At 55.2% G+C, this 16,432-nt stretch carries 17 protein-coding genes and 1 pseudogene; 11 read left to right on the top strand and 7 right to left on the bottom strand.

Annotated features, from left to right (window positions below):
- Positions 1–100 precede the first annotated feature (100 nt).
- Together MELB17_RS05715 and MELB17_RS05710 are read left to right on the top strand one after the other, a co-directional pair.
- On the top strand, positions 101–922 hold the full coding sequence (locus tag MELB17_RS05715; protein ID WP_007349202.1) for a class II glutamine amidotransferase: 822 nt from the start codon (positions 101–103) through the stop codon (positions 920–922).
- A gap of 92 nt (positions 923–1,014) precedes the next feature.
- A complete protein-coding gene (locus MELB17_RS05710; RefSeq protein ID WP_007349201.1) occupies positions 1,015–1,419 on the top strand; it encodes an NINE protein in 405 nt (134 codons plus the stop codon).
- Positions 1,420–1,429: 10 nt separating this feature from the next.
- Here the strand turns inward: MELB17_RS05710 and MELB17_RS05705 are convergent, their stop codons facing one another.
- Both MELB17_RS05705 and MELB17_RS05700 read right to left on the bottom strand, forming a co-directional pair.
- Entirely contained in the window at positions 1,430–2,137 is a 708-nt protein-coding gene (locus tag MELB17_RS05705) for a hypothetical protein (RefSeq protein ID WP_198136451.1), read from the bottom strand.
- 132 nt (positions 2,138–2,269) lie between these two features.
- Positions 2,270–2,788 (bottom strand): Hcp family type VI secretion system effector, encoded by a 519-nt coding sequence (locus MELB17_RS05700; protein ID WP_007349199.1) that lies wholly within the window; start codon positions 2,786–2,788, stop codon positions 2,270–2,272.
- 350 nt (positions 2,789–3,138) lie between these two features.
- On the opposite strand from MELB17_RS05700, the gene MELB17_RS25405 reads away from it, so the two are divergent.
- Genes MELB17_RS25405 through MELB17_RS25395 form a run of 3 tightly spaced genes read left to right on the top strand, consistent with a single transcriptional unit; the run spans position 3,139 to position 5,500 of the window.
- Entirely contained in the window at positions 3,139–4,044 is a 906-nt protein-coding gene (locus MELB17_RS25405) for a cache domain-containing protein (protein WP_007349198.1), read from the top strand.
- On the top strand, positions 4,011–4,676 hold the full coding sequence (locus MELB17_RS25400) for a PAS domain-containing protein (RefSeq protein WP_007349197.1): 666 nt from the start codon (positions 4,011–4,013) through the stop codon (positions 4,674–4,676). Before MELB17_RS25405 ends, MELB17_RS25400 begins: the two co-directional genes overlap by 34 nt.
- Positions 4,676–5,500, top strand: a complete 825-nt coding sequence (locus MELB17_RS25395) for a GGDEF domain-containing protein (protein WP_007349196.1) — start codon at positions 4,676–4,678, stop codon at positions 5,498–5,500. The genes MELB17_RS25400 and MELB17_RS25395 overlap by 1 nt, the downstream gene beginning before the upstream one ends.
- 16 nt (positions 5,501–5,516) lie before the next feature.
- Here the strand turns inward: MELB17_RS25395 and MELB17_RS05690 are convergent, their stop codons facing one another.
- Positions 5,517–6,281: a sulfite exporter TauE/SafE family protein gene (locus tag MELB17_RS05690; protein WP_007349195.1), complete on the bottom strand. Its 765-nt coding sequence runs from the start codon at positions 6,279–6,281 to the stop codon at positions 5,517–5,519.
- Positions 6,272–7,417: a hypothetical protein gene (locus tag MELB17_RS05685; protein WP_007349194.1), complete on the bottom strand. Its 1,146-nt coding sequence runs from the start codon at positions 7,415–7,417 to the stop codon at positions 6,272–6,274. The genes MELB17_RS05690 and MELB17_RS05685 overlap by 10 nt, the downstream gene beginning before the upstream one ends.
- A 233-nt stretch (positions 7,418–7,650) precedes the next feature.
- Between MELB17_RS05685 and MELB17_RS05680 the strand changes: the two genes are divergently transcribed.
- From MELB17_RS05680 to MELB17_RS05665, 4 genes are all read left to right on the top strand, one after another.
- Positions 7,651–8,283: a hypothetical protein gene (locus tag MELB17_RS05680; protein ID WP_007349193.1), complete on the top strand. Its 633-nt coding sequence runs from the start codon at positions 7,651–7,653 to the stop codon at positions 8,281–8,283.
- Between the two features lie 227 nt (positions 8,284–8,510).
- A complete protein-coding gene (locus tag MELB17_RS05675; protein WP_007349192.1) occupies positions 8,511–9,518 on the top strand; it encodes a methionine ABC transporter ATP-binding protein in 1,008 nt (335 codons plus the stop codon).
- Positions 9,518–10,195, top strand: a complete 678-nt coding sequence (locus tag MELB17_RS05670; protein WP_007349191.1) for a methionine ABC transporter permease — start codon at positions 9,518–9,520, stop codon at positions 10,193–10,195. The genes MELB17_RS05675 and MELB17_RS05670 overlap by 1 nt, the downstream gene beginning before the upstream one ends.
- Positions 10,196–10,343: 148 nt before the next feature.
- Positions 10,344–11,126 (top strand): MetQ/NlpA family ABC transporter substrate-binding protein, encoded by a 783-nt coding sequence (locus tag MELB17_RS05665; RefSeq protein ID WP_007349190.1) that lies wholly within the window; start codon positions 10,344–10,346, stop codon positions 11,124–11,126.
- Between the two features lie 108 nt (positions 11,127–11,234).
- Here the strand turns inward: MELB17_RS05665 and MELB17_RS05660 are convergent.
- A pseudogene (locus MELB17_RS05660) lies at positions 11,235–11,878 on the bottom strand (peroxiredoxin).
- Between the two features lie 182 nt (positions 11,879–12,060).
- On the bottom strand, positions 12,061–13,422 hold the full coding sequence (locus tag MELB17_RS05655; RefSeq protein WP_007349187.1) for an alanine/glycine:cation symporter family protein: 1,362 nt from the start codon (positions 13,420–13,422) through the stop codon (positions 12,061–12,063).
- A 226-nt stretch (positions 13,423–13,648) separates the two neighbouring features.
- On the opposite strand from MELB17_RS05655, the gene MELB17_RS05650 reads away from it, so the two are divergent.
- Positions 13,649–14,080 (top strand): CBS domain-containing protein, encoded by a 432-nt coding sequence (locus MELB17_RS05650; RefSeq protein WP_036183782.1) that lies wholly within the window; start codon positions 13,649–13,651, stop codon positions 14,078–14,080.
- Positions 14,081–14,119: 39 nt separating this feature from the next.
- Entirely contained in the window at positions 14,120–14,977 is an 858-nt protein-coding gene (gene fghA, locus MELB17_RS05645; protein ID WP_036183779.1) for an S-formylglutathione hydrolase, read from the top strand.
- Here the strand turns inward: fghA and MELB17_RS05640 are convergent.
- The gene (locus MELB17_RS05640; RefSeq protein WP_007349184.1) at positions 14,938–16,344 is read right to left on the bottom strand and encodes an MATE family efflux transporter; all 1,407 of its coding nucleotides are present in this window, start codon (positions 16,342–16,344) and stop codon (positions 14,938–14,940) included. The genes fghA and MELB17_RS05640 overlap by 40 nt on opposite strands.
- Between the last annotated feature and the right edge of the window lie 88 nt (positions 16,345–16,432).

Below are 16,432 nucleotides of genomic sequence, written 5' to 3'. Positions count from 1 at the left end.
GGAGCTGCTGCCATGGAATGAATTGGGGTTCGCAGGACGCGTGCCGCCCAAACGCTGTATATTTGAATTATGTCTGATTTGCCGAGGGTAAAACTGCGTTATGTGTGAACTGCTGGCGATGAGTGCCAACACCCCGACTGATCTGTGTTTCAGCTTCACCGGCCTGACCCGCCGTGGCGGCGACACCGGGCCCCACAAAGATGGCTGGGGCGTGGCTTTTTATGAAGGCAAGGGCGTACGGGCATTTCACGATGTAGACGCCAGTGCCAATTCCCGCATTGCCGAGGTGGTACAAACCCATCCCATTAAAAGCGAAGTGGCACTGTGCCATATTCGCCAAGCGAATGTGGGTGACATTTGCCTGGCCAACACCCACCCGTTCATGCGTGAACTCTGGGGCCGTTACTGGGTGTTCGCTCACAATGGCCAGCTGTCGGATTTTAGCGCGAAGCCGGGGTTTTATGAGGCCGTTGGCAGTACCGACAGTGAAGCCCTGTTCTGTGATTTACTAAATCATTTGCGCAATAACAGCGACCGCCACAGCACCGAGCAGGATACGGTGGACCAGTTGGTTCAGCTGTCGGCAGCCTACGCCCGCCAAGGCGTATTCAATCTTTTGCTCAGCAACGGCGATTGGCTGTTCACCTTTTGCTCCACCAAAATGGCCAGCATTACCCGTCGTGCACCTTTTGGGCCGGCGCGCCTGAAAGACACCGACGTGACCGTAGACTTTGAAGCAGAGACCACCCCCAATGACATCGTTAGCGTGGTGGTCACCGAACCTCTGACCTCTGATGAACAGTGGGATGTGTATCAGCCCGGAGAGTGGCGTTTGTGGCGCAAGGGAGAAGTCATCCAGAGCGGTGTGGTTGCTCTGGCGGGGGTTGATTCGGCACCAACTCAGGCACATGTAGAGTCATAACTGGGCGAGGCATCAAGCGTTCATGCCAATTTAGACCACTGTTGAGAGCGCTTGCTAGAGCGCTGTCTAAAGCACTATCTATCGAGAACGCTATGCAAAAACCGGATACACACAGTAGATTTTTTGGCTATCTGCTCTGGATTTTTGGCTTTCTGGGCGCGCACCGTTTTTATTACGGCAAGCCGATTACCGGCACCATCTGGTTTTTCACATTTGGTCTGTTTCTGGTGGGCTGGATCGTCGACCTTTTCCTGATTCCAAGTATGGATGAAGAAGCCGATTACCGCTTTGCCGAAGGCCCCGTCAGTTACAATATAAGCTGGTTACTGCTGACGTTTACCGGTTTGCTGGGTCTGCATCGGATGTACATGGGGAAATGGATAACCGGAGTTCTTTACCTGCTTACCGGCGGCCTTTTTCTGGTGGGTGTTCTGTACGATTTTTGGACATTGAACACTCAGATTTCAGAGCGCAATCGCGGCAGCCTGCTTCACTGACTGCCGTCCTTTAACGAGCGTTCAGCATAACCTTGGGTACCCGGTAGAGCAGCCCGCGGCTGACACCAGTGCCCTTCACTGTGCAGGTCTTGCGATTCACCCTGATAATAATGCCCTGCCGCTGGCGCTGCCCTACGCCAAAACTCACACATTCACCTACCTGCCACTGGCGCTGCGACACCTCGGCTTCGGCGTGGATTGGCGAGAATGGCTGCGCAGGCAGGCTTAGCTCGCGCTCGCTCGCCTTCTCCTGTAAAAATACTCGGGCACCCTGGGCTGCGCCGCTATTATGCAGCTGGTCCAGAATGTCGTAAAAATGGCGATTGTGCACTGAACCAAAGTGGCGCTGACCTGCTACCTGTTGCAGCAGATGGGCAAACTCGTGGCAACAGGTATGGGCCAGCAGATTAAGCGGGCTTACCTCACCGTCAAAATAACCCCTTTTTCGAATTTCCCGCGCCGACAACCAGCCAACGGCGGTTTCCGGCTGGTATTTGGCCAAAATCATGCGTTGTCCGTAGTTGATGACATGCGTATGGCTGCGGGTGTCGTAACGGTGATAGGTAGCCTGCCCGGACCCCACACGGCATAGCAGTGACTTTGCCTTGCCTTGAGCATTAATCCAGCCAGCAGCGGGTTGCCACAAAATTTGGTCGGTAGCCTGGCACATAAGTCGGCCAAGGTTTATGGCCTGATACTGTGAAATAGATGTCGTCATTACGAGTGGCAGCGCGTTGCAATGAATTCACAGCAAGTTTTACAAGATTATGAGGGCAATGGCCAGTTTGCCAGTGCCTTGCAGCGGCTGCATGTTATTCGCTGCAGGGCATTAGCGACTTACAAAGCCGGACTAGGCTTCGATCGGCGTGCGCCAGTCGTCAGCGCCGGAAGTGCCGGCCACGCCGTGCTCCCAGGTGACTTTGCGGTATGACAGCGACACGGTAACCAGCTGGGTGAAGTCTGAGCTGGTGGTGTCTTGGCAATGGGGCATATTGCAGCTGATGTCAATGATGGTGGCGTCTTCCAGAATGGTTGAGAAGAAGTGCTCTTGTTTGCCCTCTACCGAGGTCCGGTACCACTTCAGTTCCACTTTTGGCAACATCTCACCAGACGCCAGAGCGTTGTACATCAGCGGTGTGGCTTTATTCAGGGCCGAGGTGAACTTGAACGGTTTGTGCACTCGCTGGCCGGAGGGTTGGCCGGATTGGGGGTCGGTAGGTACAGTAACGATGTGGCTGAATGCCTGCACCAGAATTTCATCTTCGTGGCCTTCTACATAAATATTGCCGACAGAATCGGCGGTGAAAGCACCGGCAGTGATGTGGCCCTGGGTTTGGCCTTCGATATTGATATAACAAGGAGTTGGCATTGTCTGCTCCGTGACGTGTTTAAAGGTTGGCATTCCTGCTGTCCTAACGTGGACCCAGCATTCTAGTCAAACCTTGTGCCAGATTGTTAATGTCATTTAATATCAGTGGCTTATAGTTTTTTGTTAGGTTCAAAAGATATTCAGGGCGAAGAGCTGCCCGCGGTCCGGGCCAGTTATTGCGGCCCAGGCAAGTTGTTGCCAGCGTGTAATGAGTATTGCCGCCACGCGCGGGCTGCTGTGCGGTTATAAGAGTATTCCATGTATTTTGTGGGTGTACGGGTCTGTTAAACTGAGTGCCGTGTACAAACACGCTGTGATCATGGGGTCATGAGTGCCGGTCATTCAAAAATGTGCAAAATATCACCGTGTTGATTAAACGCTGGTTAAGCAGTCTGGTGGACCGTGCGACCGCTTTGGTCGTTGTCGTGATTCTAGTGGTTTCGCTGACGGTCATGCTGGTGGGTGGGCTGCTGAGCCAGCGGGAACTGGAGCAGCAGGCAGAGGAACAGGTTGAGTCCATCGCCGCTTTAGTGTCCTACGAACTGGACGATAAATTGTCCATGCGCCTGAGTATTGTCAGCCACTTGGCAACAAACCTGACCATGACCGAACGGGTGTTTCGTGACCGGGCTGAGTTGTTATTGGCGCGCCAGGCCGCGTTGTCTTACCTGTTCGATGGCTTGTTCATTCTCGATGCTGACGGCTTTCTGCAGGCGGAAACCCAGCCCCCTGGCCTGCCCAAGGGGCTGGATCTCAGCACCCGCGAGTATTTTGAACGCATATCCACGCTGATGACGCCGATCATCAGCGAGCCTTACATATCTTCTTACGAGGGTAAACCTGCCGTTATGATTGGTGCGCCGGTGTTCAACCATGATCAGCGTTTTATCGGGATGATTGGCGGCGTTATGCTGCTTGAGGGCGAACATATTCTGAAGAAATTCGGAAACATCCGCTTTGCGCAAACCGGTTATATTGGCATTGCTACCCGCAGTGGTACAACGTTGGTAAACGGGCGTATCGGGCAGTTTATGGTGCCCCTGCGATCGGAGAATCCGATACTGATACAAGCCATGGATGGATTCGAGGGAACCGCAAAAACCGACAACGGCGATGGCGACGTAACCATTATGTCGGTGCGGCAACTGGATCAGGCCCCTTGGTTTGTAGCCGCGGTTTGGCCTGCGAAGGAAGCTTTTGCGCCGATTGGCCGATTGGCCGCATGGGCAGTGGGCTGGCCTGGACGCTGTTGTTGATTTTATTGGTGCTGGTACCCATTGCCGGTTGGCGTTTTCGCATGCTGATGCGCCCGTTGAAACTGCTGGGTGAGCAGGTACAGGATCGCCACCTGGGCTTACGCTCGCAGCCGGTTGCCATTCCCGGCAGCATCGAAATTCAGCGCGTAGCCACTACATTCAATACGTTGATGATCGAGCGTGAGAGCGCGATGCTGTCGTTGGTAGAACGCGAGGCTTTTTACCGTTCGCTGACCGAAAGCGCACCGATTGGCATTGCCCAAACCGACGTACTTGGCCGCATTGAGTTTGCCAACCCTGCGTTGGAGGTGATTCTTGGCCGTCCGGCCGCAGAGCTAATTGACACGCCGATAATGGGTTACCTGCAAAATAGCGACCGGAAGACGTTAATTACCGGCTGGCAGAGTGATATCTATGAGAGAAAAACGTTTCATGGCCGGGTGCGTCTGGAGGCGTTTGACGGGCAAGATGGTCTGTGGATTGACATGATGTCGGCGGTGATCGAAACCGACGAGCGCACCCTGGGTACGATTACCGCTATGCGGGATATTACTCAAGAGTTGGCCGTGGCCAGCGCCCTGGAGGAAGAGCAGCGCAGAGTATTATTGGTGTGCTGCAAGAGGGCGTGCTGATGGTTGATAACGCCGGCGCCGTCCGTTACGCCAATAACGCCGCACTGCAACTTTTGGGAATACGTGAAATCATTAAACCGGCCAATTTCTTTGATCTTGTGTCGATCAATAATGACGATTGCAACTATACCTTAGAGAAATTCCGGGCCAGCCAGAGAATCGATAATCTTTACGCGATTTTGTGCAATCACACCGGCGGCGAGTTTGATATCGACCTAACCATGCTAAAGGTTCGCAACGATAAGTCCCAGGAGCGCCTAGTATTTGTATTGCGCGACGATAGCGCGCGTCGCCAGGAAAACGAACGGCTGTCCTGGGAAGCGTCCCACGATCCATTGACCCAGCTTTTTAACCGCCGCGCCTTTGGCCAGGGATTGGACAAAGCGTTGGCAGAAGCTGGCCAGAATAAGGTGGCCACCGTGATGTTGCTGATTGATCTTGATTACTTCAAACCGGTGAACGACAAAGGCGGGCACCTCACCGGTGACAAGCTTCTGCACCGCCTGGCTGATTTGCTACGGCAGACAGTTCACCAGTCTGACACCGTTGCGCGCCTGGGCGGGGACGAGTTTGGAATACTTCTGCCCAGCTGCAATATGGAACGCGCCGAGGCTCTGGCGGAGCGGATTCGCGCAGGGATCGAAGCCCTGATCGTTGAACACGAAGGCGAAGACTACAGCGTAACCGCCAGTATTGGCCTTGCCCAGATCAACCCCACTGACACCAGCACAAAAGCCATTATGGCCCGTGCTGACGAGGGCTCATACCTGGCCAAAGGCCGCGGCCGTAATCAGGTGGTTGTGGTTTTGGTGTCAGGCGCCTAAAACCTGCGGATATCATTTACCACCAAGCGCCTGCGGCAGCGGCCTGCCAAAGCAGACGCAGAGCCAAGGCTGTCAGTAGCAGATTCAGCACCAAGCCAAAGTGCTGATCGCTGAAAGCTTTCAACAGGCGCAGGCCAAGCCAAGTGCCGATAAAGCCGCAGCCAATCATTGTCACGATCAACACCAGCCAGTCACTCAACATAAACCCGGTCAGTCCGAAAACAAGGGCTTTCGGTGCGTGTTGCAGAGCCATAGCGGTTGAAAACGTGGCGATGGTGCTAAAGCGGTCGCAGTGAATCTGTTTGATAAACACTGCGACCAGTGGCCCGCTGGCCCCGACAAACAGGCTGATAAAACTGGTAAACGCCGAAGCTATAACAATTCCTGAAGCGCCGATGGCGGCTTTTGGCAGCTTTGGTCCCCAACACAAAAACAGAACAAACAGTGCGATGGTCAGCTGCCAGATTTGAACGGGTAAATCCACCAGTAACCATGCTCCCAGGCCGGCTCCAAGCACGACGCCGGGAGCAAAGGCAGCAATCACTTTCCAGTCAATATGGCGCCAGGTCAGTGCGGCTCGGCCACAGTTCGAGCCCAACTGCACCAGCCCGTGCACCGGGATAATGGCGGCTGGGGGCATCCAGCTGGCCATAATAACGATCAGTAACAGGCCGCCACCGGCACCCAGACTGGCGCTGATCATCGAGCCAAGCACCGAGGCCAGTAACAGCAGCAGAGCGACACTTGCGGTCAAGCCATCTGGCAGCAGCGTTATTTCCATTGACAGAACTCGGAGTTTTTCAGCTCTCGGCTTTCACACAGGGCCTCCGTGGCCAGCTGTACATCAGCCACGTAATACAGTGACGACAGGCCAAAACGATCCCGCCCCAAGTTGTGGAAAATCATTCCGAACGCGATATCCCCCGCTGAATAGCGGGCCTGGTGGCGCGCAAAGTATTCCGCAGGCCGGCTCAGCAGCTCATTTTGTAGCAGGCTTTTCACTCGGCCCGCACCGCCGTGGTAGGCCTGAACCAGCAATAAACTGAACAGTTCATCGCGTTTTTGCGCGGGCAACTCACCGAAGCGGTCGGTAAATGCCGGGCGCAAATTACGCGCATTCTGATTGCTCAACTGCAGAGCGCAGTCCATCTGTGCCAGCCTGTGCCAGTAATTCTCTGGTGGAATACGGCAGTCCGACAGCGCTGCAGGCGACAATTGCATGATGCCGCGGGCGTTGGCCGTTGAATGGGCTCGGGTTTGGCCGCCGCTTTCGATCAGTAATTGCCCGGCTAAATAGCGCGGTAACGCCGGCGGGAGTTCACTTAAACGTTGCTGTTTATTGCGCTTTTTGTACACGGCCATCAGCGTTTTATGCAGCGACACTGAATCGCCCTGGCCGCCTACCTTGATGTCATCCCACGCGCCCCACAGGCGATCTTCCTCTTTTTGGCCAAGGTAGCGGGCAATAGAGCCGGGAAGGTCAACGTGAGGTTGGTCGCAGGCCAGTGCAAATGGATACCCGGTCACATCCGCCGCGCCGGCGGCCCAGGCGCTGCTGCGGCCATCCTTGAACATGTCCTGACGGGTGTTGTTGAGCTGCTGTTGGTTGGCTTCGACGGTGTCAGCGTCTTCACTCCAGCCTAAAAACTGGCCGCGCATATCGTAAAAAATGTGACGGTTCTGGTTGGTGCAGTAGCTGGCCTCGTTCAACACCCAGCTGCGAATAGTGAGCACGTTGCGATAGACGCCCTGGCTGGACCAATACGGGGCAGCGCGCACCACATCGGTCCAGGCGTCGGCCTTGCCGGGGCTAGCCGCGGCGCCGCTGAAAAACCATGGCAGGGTTGCCAGCAAGGCAGCTTGTAACAGCCGGGTTACGGGGAAAAGAATAGGCGTCATAAAGGCGGCTTCGAACATTGAGTGTTTGAATGTTGACCCGTTGGCCGGCCAACGTTGTTACAGGTATGGATGAGGGCTCACAATAGCAAAAGTGATGCCTGTTGAAAGCAGATTCATTGTTTTACCGGGGCTTGTGATCTGCTGTTATCGCCCTCACGTTTATCTTTCCATGTTGTAACAGGCTATGCTGATAAACAGGGAGTGCGGTTCTCCCTGTTTTATTCTGATGGCATCGAGGAGGCTAGAGTATTATGAACCAACCGATGGCAATCGAAGAACTGGTATCGGTCGCCCAGGCGGAAGCCATGGGAGAGTTAGATGCCCCGATGATGGCCATAGTGCTGGCCAGCGAACACAGCTACGATTTACCCATTCAATCTCTGGAAACCGACGCCGACAAGGCCCGTTGGGGGCTGATTCTTCGCGCCGCGAGAGAGCACGTAGAAGCTGACGCGGTAGCGGTGCTGTACCCGGCCTGGACCACCATCCGCAACAAAAAGTCAGGGCCGGCGACCGATTCTGCTGCGGGCACAGATCCCAATGGCGAGAACGACATCGAGGCGGGTGCGGAAGATGAGGCGGATGGCCCCATTGACACCCTGTTTGTGCAACTACACACCCGTGACCACATCTACTGGCGTGGTTTCGAGCAAATCCGTGATCCACGGCACCAGCGCATTATTGGTTTCCGTAAAATCAAAGCCCTGTCTACCGATTACCAGCGCGATGAGGCGCCTTTGGTTGCAGCGTGGCTCAGTACCCTGTTCGACCCACTGCCCAACGAAGGCGAGGAAACCGCCACCGACCGCCAACTTTCAGATTTGCTGGAAGAGCCAGAGGTAAGCGCCGCGCTCTACCCTCGTGAGTTGCGGGCCTTGCACTAAGTGCCGCTGTTTTAGCGAAACGAGCGTTAGCCTGCTCAGGCACAGAGCCTCAGCCGGTAGCTATCTAAAGCCTCGGTCAGTTCCGATCGAGAGCTTTAGCCAGTTCTTATAGAGAACCTCAGCCGGTTAATGCGGACTCGGGTTTGATCAGCGAATAGTCTATAATTGCGGCCTTCCAAATTTGCACCGACAAGACACTGACGCCCAAGGCGCAACAAGGCTGATCCGTGATCGTATTTGACCAGATAGAGAAATCCTACCAGGTGGGGGGCAAGGCCATACCTGCGCTGCACCCCACCAATTTTGCTATTGAAACCGGCGAAGTGTTCGGCATTGTCGGCCATTCCGGCGCTGGTAAATCCACCCTGGTGCGGCTGATTAACCTGCTGGAACGCCCGACCGGCGGCAGCATCAAGATCGACGGCGAAGACGTTACCCATTATAACGCCTCCCAGCTGCGCGCTTTCCGCCGCAACGTTGGCATGATTTTCCAGCACTTCAACCTGCTGTCATCGAAGACGGTGAACGAGAACATTGCTTTTCCCATGAAACTGGCCTGCATCTACTCAAAAACCGAGATCCAGCAGCGGGTTGCGGAATTGTTGGAGCTGGTTAGCCTGTCTGAACACGCCACTAAATTCCCATCCCAGCTCTCCGGAGGCCAAAAACAGCGAGTGGGCATAGCCCGAGCTCTGGCCTGCCGGCCCACCATTTTGCTGTGCGACGAAGCCACCAGCGCGCTGGACCCGCAAACGACCCAATCGGTGTTGAAACTGCTGGCCGACATCAACCGCGAGCTGGGTCTGACCATCGTGCTGATTACCCACGAAATGGACGTAGTGCGCCGGGTGTGTGACCGGGTTGCGGTGATGGACGCAGGCCGCGTGGTGGAAATGGGGCCGGTGAGCGATGTGTTCCTGCACCCGCAACACCCCACCACTCGCGACTTTGTCTTCGAAAGTGAAAATATCGATAGCCTGGAACTGCAGCAGGATTTTAAAAAGGCCAAAGGCCGCATTCTGCGCCTGACCTTCAAAGGCGAGTCTACCTACGACCCGTTGCTGGGCAGCGTGGCGCGCAAGTCCGGTGTCGATTTCAGCATCATCTCCGGCCGTATTGACCACATTAAAGACACGCCCTACGGCCAGCTGACCCTGGCGCTGGTAGGTGGCGACCTGGCCGTGGCCATGGCAGCGCTGGAAGCCGCAGATGTGCACGTAGAGGTGATGAACTGATGGAAGCCCTGATGCAGGATTTACTGAGCAACGTAGACTGGGTGGAAATCGGCATTGCCAGCTGGGACACCCTGATTATGGTGGCCATGTCGCTGCTGTTCAGTGTGGTGATTGGCCTGCCCATCGGCGTGTTGCTGTTTTTGTTTGGTAAACGCCAGTTGCTGGAACAGCCCTTAGCCTACGCGGTGCTGTCGTTTGTAGTGAACGTATTGCGTTCGGTGCCGTTTATCATTCTGTTGATTGTGATGATTCCGTTCACCGTGATGATGATAGGCACCTCCCTGGGCGTTGCGGGAGCGATACCACCATTGGTCGCCGGCGGCGCACCCTTCTTTGCCCGCCTGGTAGAAACCTCGTTGCGGGAAGTAGACCGCGGCATTATCGAAGCCACCCAAGCTATGGGTGCCAACGTGCGGCAAATCGTCTTCGGCGCCTTGTTGCCGGAAGCGCTCCCGGGCATTATCGCCGGCGTTACCGTCACCGCAATTACCCTGGTGTCCTACGCCGCCATGTCCGGCGTGATCGGCGGCGGCGGCCTGGGCGACCTGGCCATTCGTTTTGGTTATCAACGGTTCCAGACGGATGTGATGGTTATTACGGTGGCATTGCTGGTTATCTTCGTACAATTATTACAAATGCTAGGTGACCGTCTGGTCATACATTTCAGTCGTAAGTAACGGCTCTAGGCGTTAGCACCAAATATCCAGTGGCAAGTGCAGGTAAGAACAACCTTAGTACCCGATGTTAGTATCAAAAACATTTGCCTAGATTTATTATAAAACTCCTGATTTTAATAACCTTTAGATTCACCCAAGGAGAACACCGATGACCTTCAAAAAGACACTGATTGCCTTGGCTGCAGCGGCCACTTTCTCTGCCGCTGTCAGCGCCGAAGAACTCAGCATTGCTGCGACTCCGGTCCCCCACGCTGAAATTCTGGAATTCGTTAAGCCGATGCTGGCCGAGCAGGGCGTAGAGCTAGACGTAAAAGTATTCACCGACTACATCCAGCCCAACGTTCAGGTCGATCAGAAGGCCATGGACGCCAACTTCTTTCAGCACCAGCCGTACCTGGACGAGTTTAACGCCGGTCGTGGCACCACCCTGGTTACCGTTACCGGTGTTCACGTTGAGCCTTTTGGCGCTTACTCCAGCAAAATTAAATCCCTGGACGAATTGAAAGACGGCGGCGTGGTTGCCATTCCTAACGACCCCACCAACGGCGGCCGAGCCCTTTTGCTGCTGCAAAAAGCCGGACTGATCACCTTGAAGGAAGGCAGCAAAATCACCGCGACACCGCGTGATATTGCCGACAACCCGAAGAACCTGGAATTCAAGGAACTTGAGGCCGCTACCCTGCCGCGTATCCTGAACCAGGTAGATGTTGCCCTGATCAACACCAACTACGCGCTGGAAGCTGGTCTGAACCCGACCAAAGACGCGTTGATTATCGAAGGTTCGGATTCACCTTACGTCAACATTTTGGTGGCACGCCCAGACAACAAAGACAGCGACGCGATGAAGAAGCTGTCAGCCGCGCTGACATCTGAAGACGTGAAAGACTTTATCAACGAGAAATACCAGGGAGCGGTCGTCCCCGTTTTTTAAGAGCACACGCATTCTGATGTGTATGTATAAAAAAAAGGGGCCGGGTTGCTTTACCACCCCGGCCTTTTTTGCATTTTATAGAAATGGCAAACAGCCGCTATTTAATCGTCAGACCAGTTGGGAGGTCGGGTCTGGAGTCATACGCAGTACGACTTACCGCTTGTAGCTTTCGGGAAGCGCTGCTTGATTTCGTCTTCGTCTTGAAGCGAAGGCACGATAACCACGTCACCGCCGCGTTCCCAGTTACCCGGGGTCGCCACTTTGTGTTCATCGGTTAGCTGCAGGGAGTCGATAACCCGCAGTACTTCGTTGAAGTTACGGCCAGTGCTGGCAGGGTAAGTGATGATCAAGCGCACTTTCTTGTTCGGATCAATCACGAACAGCGAGCGCACGGTCAGTGTGCTGTTGGCGTTGGGGTGAATCATGTCGTATAGCTCAGCCACTTTACCGTCGTGGTCAGCAATGATCGGAAAGTTAACGGCGCAACCCTGGGTTTCGTTGATGTCTTTGATCCAGTCGTGGTGGGAGTCAACAGGGTCAACGCTCAACGCCATGGCTTTCACATTGCGCTTGGCAAACTCGCCTTTCAGCTTGGCGGTCAGGCCCAATTCGGTGGTGCACACTGGGGTAAAGTCTGCCGGGTGTGAAAACAACACGCCCCAGCCGTCGCCCAGCCATTTATGGAAACTGATTTTGCCTTCACTGGAGTCTTGTTCAAAATCCGGTGCAGTATCTCCAAGGCGTAAACTCATGTTCGCTCTCCTTCGATGCAGTATCTGATCGCGTTGCTTGAGGTTCCGGCAGGTAAACTGTCGGGCCCGTTTATTGATTATATACAAAAATGGAGCGGTGCCGGATGACAGGAATGCAAGGGTTAGTAGATTCACCTCATCCGGCACGGGTCTGCTGGTACTCAGCCGCAATGGCTGTTATATCAGAGGCCTGCCGTTTTTTCTTTCTCAAAATGCTCTTTGGTCAGTCTGAACACCACCGGGCTGAGTAACGCAAGAGCAATCAGGTTGGGCAGTGCCATCATGGCATTCAGCGTGTCTGCTATCAGCCAGATCAGGCCCAGGTTTACGGTTGCGCCAACGGGGATGGCGAGGACCCAGGCAATCCGATAAGGCACTATAGCCTTTACGCCGAACAGGAATTCGACGCTGCGCTCACCGTAGAATGACCAGCCGAGAAGGGTCGTGAAGGCAAAAACAGCCAGGGCTATGGCCACAATATAATCGCCAACGCCGGGAAGCGCCTGCGAGAACGCCATGGAAGTGAGTGCCGCGCCGGATTCGCCGGATGTCCATACACCGGAAGTGATAATCACCAGACCAGTGATCGTACAAATAATGATGGTGTCAATAAAGGTGCCCAGCATGGCTATCATGCCCTGATTGATCGGGTTCTTGGTTTGCGCTGCCGCATGGGCGATAGGCGCAGAACCTAAACCGGCCTCGTTGGAAAAGACACCCCTGGCAACGCCGAACCGGATGGCTGCCCAGACTGCCGCACCGGCAAAGCCGCCTTCTGCAGCGATGGGGCTGAACGCATGCTCGAAGATCAGCGCAAATGCGGCGGGGATCTCGGCGAAATTAATGGCCAGTACAACCAGGCCAGCGATCAGATACGACACTGCCATAATAGGAACGAGCGCACTGGCTACCTGCCCGATGCGGCGAATACCGCCAATCAGAACCATACCCACCAGAACCATCAGGATAACGCCGCTGATCCAGTGTGGTAGGCCGAATGTGGCTTCCATTACGTCTGCAACCGAGTTGGCCTGTACAGTATTACCGATGCCGAAACCGGCAATAGCGGCGAAAATGGCAAACAGTACGCCCATCCAGGCCCATTTTTTGCCAAGGCCGTTACGAATGTAATACATGGGCCCGCCGACATAAGAGCCGTGCTCATCGACCTCGCGGAAGCGCACCGCGAGCACCGCTTCGGAGTACTTGGTGGCCATGCCCACCAGGGCTGTCAGCCACATCCAGAACAGGGCCCCCGGGCCGCCGAGAAAAACCGCGGTGGCAACGCCGGCGATGTTACCGGTTCCGACAGTGGCTGAAAGGGCGGTCATCAGAGCCTGAAACGGCGGAATTTCACCATCTGACTCCGCACCTGCGGCGCTGCGGCCGTTCCACATCAGGCGGAAACCGGCTCCGAGCTTGAATATGGGCATCAGCTTCAGGCCGAGACTTAAAAACAGCCCCACACCAAGAATGAGTATCAACATAGGTGGTCCCCAGACCAGCCCGTTAATTGCACTAAACACGTTTTCAATAGCGTCCATGAGAATCCTTTTTTATATGCCATGGTTCGATGTGTATGTGCCATGGTTTGATTTTTTTATTTCACCCGAAAGGGGTATAACTTACTGAGCTTACTCAGTTATTGGCCTGTGTAAACCCGCATTTGGTGAAAGCTGGAGAATTCGGCGAATATTGCCTATGTTTACAGCACAGGGTGAAGGTTTGGCCAATGCCGGCCGGGTCAAGCAAAAATGTGAGGAATTGCCCATGTGTGCACTCAGAGTTTCCGATGTTATGTCCAATCATATTGCGCCCATCCGCTGCGGGACACCCCTGACCAAAGTGGTCAAGGCGCTGCTGGAGAATCATATTTCCGGGCTGCCGGTGGTCGATGCGAGTCGGCGTTTGCTTGGTTTTGTGTCTGAGCAGGATTGTATCCATGCGCTTCTGGTGAGCAATTATCACTGTGAGGGTGACCCGATCGTGGACGATGTTATGTTCCGTGAGCCCTTGTCGATTTCACCTGGCACGTCGATTGTTGACCTTGCCCAGAAACTTGGCGCTGGCAAACCGAAAGTGTACCCGGTTGTTGACCAGGGTAAACTGGTAGGCATAGTCACCCGTAGCGCCATCTTGGAACACCTTGTTAACGCAGGTTGCAGCGTGGGCACACCAAGGTTTGCTAACTCCGGTGACTGAGGGTTAGGCTTGGTCAAACACATCACTGCCGAGGACACCATGGAACTGCTTTCAACCAACGCCAGCTTTGGCGGTGAGCACCGCCGTTATCGCCACACCGCCGCTACGCTGGAATGCCAGATGGAATTTGCTGTTTTCCTGCCGCCGCAGGCGCTGGCAGAGCCGGGCCGTAAAGTGCCCGTGTTGTACTGGCTGTCGGGCCTGACCTGCAACGATGAAAATTTCATGCAAAAAGCTGGTGCACAGAAACTGGCCGCTGAGCTTGGCCTGGCGATTGTGTGCCCGGATACCAGCCCGCGGGGCGTCAATTTGCCCGGGGAAGACGACAGCTACGACTTTGGCAGCGGTGCAGGTTTCTATGTGAATGCCACAGAGCAGCCTTGGGCGCCGCACTACCGGATGTACGATTACGTAGTGAAGGAATTGCCCCAACTGGTAGAAAGCGAGTTGCCCGTCAGCGCTGAAAAATCCATCAGCGGCCATTCGATGGGCGGCCACGGAGCGTTGATATGTGCGCTGAAAAACCCCGGGCTTTACCGGTCGGTATCCGCGTTTGCACCCGTTGCTCACCCGGTAGAGTGCCCCTGGGGCCAGAAAGCCTTTACCGGCTATCTGGGTGACAACCAGCAGAAGTGGAAACAGTGGGACGCCACCCTGCTGATCGCGGATGCTCAGGAACGCTTGCCGTTACTGATTGACCAAGGCATTGCGGACCAATTTCTGGCCGAGCAGCTGAACCCGCAGGCGCTGGTGCAGGCCTGCCACAGCGTTAACCATCCGGTAACCCTGCGTATGCAGTCCGGCTACGATCACAGCTATTTTTTTATTGCATCTTTTATTGACGACCATCTGCACCATCACGCGGAAGCTTTGGGCCTGGCCCAGCCCCAGTTGTAGCCGAACAGGCGCCAGCCCATTAGCATACTGGCGGAGATCAGCCCGCCGGTGAGCCCTAGCCAGAAGCCCGCGGCGCCCATTGCCGGCACCAGAACGCTGGTAAACGCCAGCGTATAGCCTAGCGGCATACCCACCACCCAGAATGAAAACAGCATGATGATCATGGGAATGCGTGTGTCTTTATAACCTCGCAGGCCACTGATGCAGGTAACCTGAATAACATCCGCCACCTGAAAGAACGCGGCGTACATCAACAGGGTAACGCTGACTGCCTGCACTTCGGGGTCGCTGGAATAAAGTGCGGCAATGGGCGCGCGGAATGCAAACAGGACAATCGCAAACAACAGCGAAATAAAGGCGGCCAAAATAATCGAACTGCGTGATAGCAGGCGCGCAGACTCGGGCGAGCCCGCGCCTACCAGAAAACTCACCCGCAAGGTGATGGCCATGCCCAGGCTCAGCGGCAACATAAATAACAAAGACACCACGTTTAACGCAATCTGGTGCCCGGCCACCACTATTGGCCCTAACGGCGCCAGAAACAGTGCGATCACTGAAAACATGCTGGCTTCAACAAAGATGGTAAAACCAATGGGCAAACCCAGCCGCAGCACATAGTGCAGCACCCGCGGATTGGGGCGGGCGACATAGGCCAGCAGACGAAAATTCTGATACACCCGGCTGCGATTCAGGTAAACCAGCAGCCCGATCGCCGCGATACCGTTAGACAGTGACGTGGCCCAGCCGCAGCCGACACCCCCCATAGCGGGAATACCCAAACCGCCATAGATGAACAGATAATTCAGCGGCAGGTTGAACAGGGTGCTGATCAGTGAAAACACCATAATCACCCGAGTATGGCCCAAGCCATCGGTCAGCCCGCGCAGGGAGGCCATTAACAGCAGTGCGGGAATTCCCCAGGCGAAGGCATCCAGGTAGCCTTGGGCAATGCCGGCGGTGGCGGGTTCCAGTTTCAGCAGGGTCAGCACCGGGTGCACATTTGTCAGCAAAACAATCATGATCACCGACGCAGCGGCGGCAATATAAAGCCCTTGCCAGACCGTTGGCATAATTCGCCGCAGTTTGTTGGCGCCTTTATAGCCGGAAATGATCGGCTGCTGGGCGCTTAGAACGCCCCAGAAAAACAGGAACAATGGCATCCATAAGCTGGAACCAATACCCACGGCGGCCAGATCCTGAGCGCTGGCGTGGCCGGCCATGACGGTGTCAATCACGCCGTTTGCCATCTGTGCAACCTGCGCGACCAGAATCGGCCCGCCAAGTACCGCCAGGGTTTTCCATTCCAGCAGCACCCGCGTAGCGAAAGGCTGGCGGATAGCGGGCAGTGGCTGGTGTAGTTCATCCATAACAGTTGTCCGAAATACGGTCGAATTCGGTGGCGGCTCTGAATGACCAGTCAGGGGCCGTCTATCGGGAAGCGGATGTTACCGGATC

Source organism: Marinobacter sp. ELB17, from assembly GCF_000169375.1.
Lineage (GTDB): Bacteria > Pseudomonadota > Gammaproteobacteria > Pseudomonadales > Oleiphilaceae > Marinobacter.
The sequence above is the reverse complement of the archived record's forward strand: the minus strand, read 5'-3'. Positions and strand labels throughout refer to the sequence as shown.

Bases quoted from the DNA above. Each gene is read 5' to 3' on its own strand.
- MELB17_RS05670 (WP_007349191.1), top strand. From the start codon at position 9,518: ATGGAAGCCCTGATGCAGGATTTACTGAGCAACGTAGACTGGGTGGAA.
- MELB17_RS05715 (WP_007349202.1), top strand. From the start codon at position 101: ATGTGTGAACTGCTGGCGATGAGTGCCAACACCCCGACTGATCTGTGT.
- MELB17_RS25395 (WP_007349196.1), top strand. From the start codon at position 4,676: ATGGTTGATAACGCCGGCGCCGTCCGTTACGCCAATAACGCCGCACTG.
- MELB17_RS05665 (WP_007349190.1), top strand. From the start codon at position 10,344: ATGACCTTCAAAAAGACACTGATTGCCTTGGCTGCAGCGGCCACTTTC.
- MELB17_RS25400 (WP_007349197.1), top strand. From the start codon at position 4,011: ATGGGCAGTGGGCTGGCCTGGACGCTGTTGTTGATTTTATTGGTGCTG.
- MELB17_RS05690 (WP_007349195.1), bottom strand. From the start codon at position 6,281: ATGGAAATAACGCTGCTGCCAGATGGCTTGACCGCAAGTGTCGCTCTG.
- MELB17_RS05650 (WP_036183782.1), top strand. From the start codon at position 13,649: ATGTGTGCACTCAGAGTTTCCGATGTTATGTCCAATCATATTGCGCCC.
- MELB17_RS05680 (WP_007349193.1), top strand. From the start codon at position 7,651: ATGAACCAACCGATGGCAATCGAAGAACTGGTATCGGTCGCCCAGGCG.
- MELB17_RS05705 (WP_198136451.1), bottom strand. From the start codon at position 2,137: ATGACGACATCTATTTCACAGTATCAGGCCATAAACCTTGGCCGACTT.
- MELB17_RS05655 (WP_007349187.1), bottom strand. From the start codon at position 13,422: ATGGACGCTATTGAAAACGTGTTTAGTGCAATTAACGGGCTGGTCTGG.
- fghA (WP_036183779.1), top strand. From the start codon at position 14,120: ATGGAACTGCTTTCAACCAACGCCAGCTTTGGCGGTGAGCACCGCCGT.
- MELB17_RS05640 (WP_007349184.1), bottom strand. From the start codon at position 16,344: ATGGATGAACTACACCAGCCACTGCCCGCTATCCGCCAGCCTTTCGCT.
- MELB17_RS05710 (WP_007349201.1), top strand. From the start codon at position 1,015: ATGCAAAAACCGGATACACACAGTAGATTTTTTGGCTATCTGCTCTGG.
- MELB17_RS05700 (WP_007349199.1), bottom strand. From the start codon at position 2,788: ATGCCAACTCCTTGTTATATCAATATCGAAGGCCAAACCCAGGGCCAC.
- MELB17_RS05685 (WP_007349194.1), bottom strand. From the start codon at position 7,417: ATGTTCGAAGCCGCCTTTATGACGCCTATTCTTTTCCCCGTAACCCGG.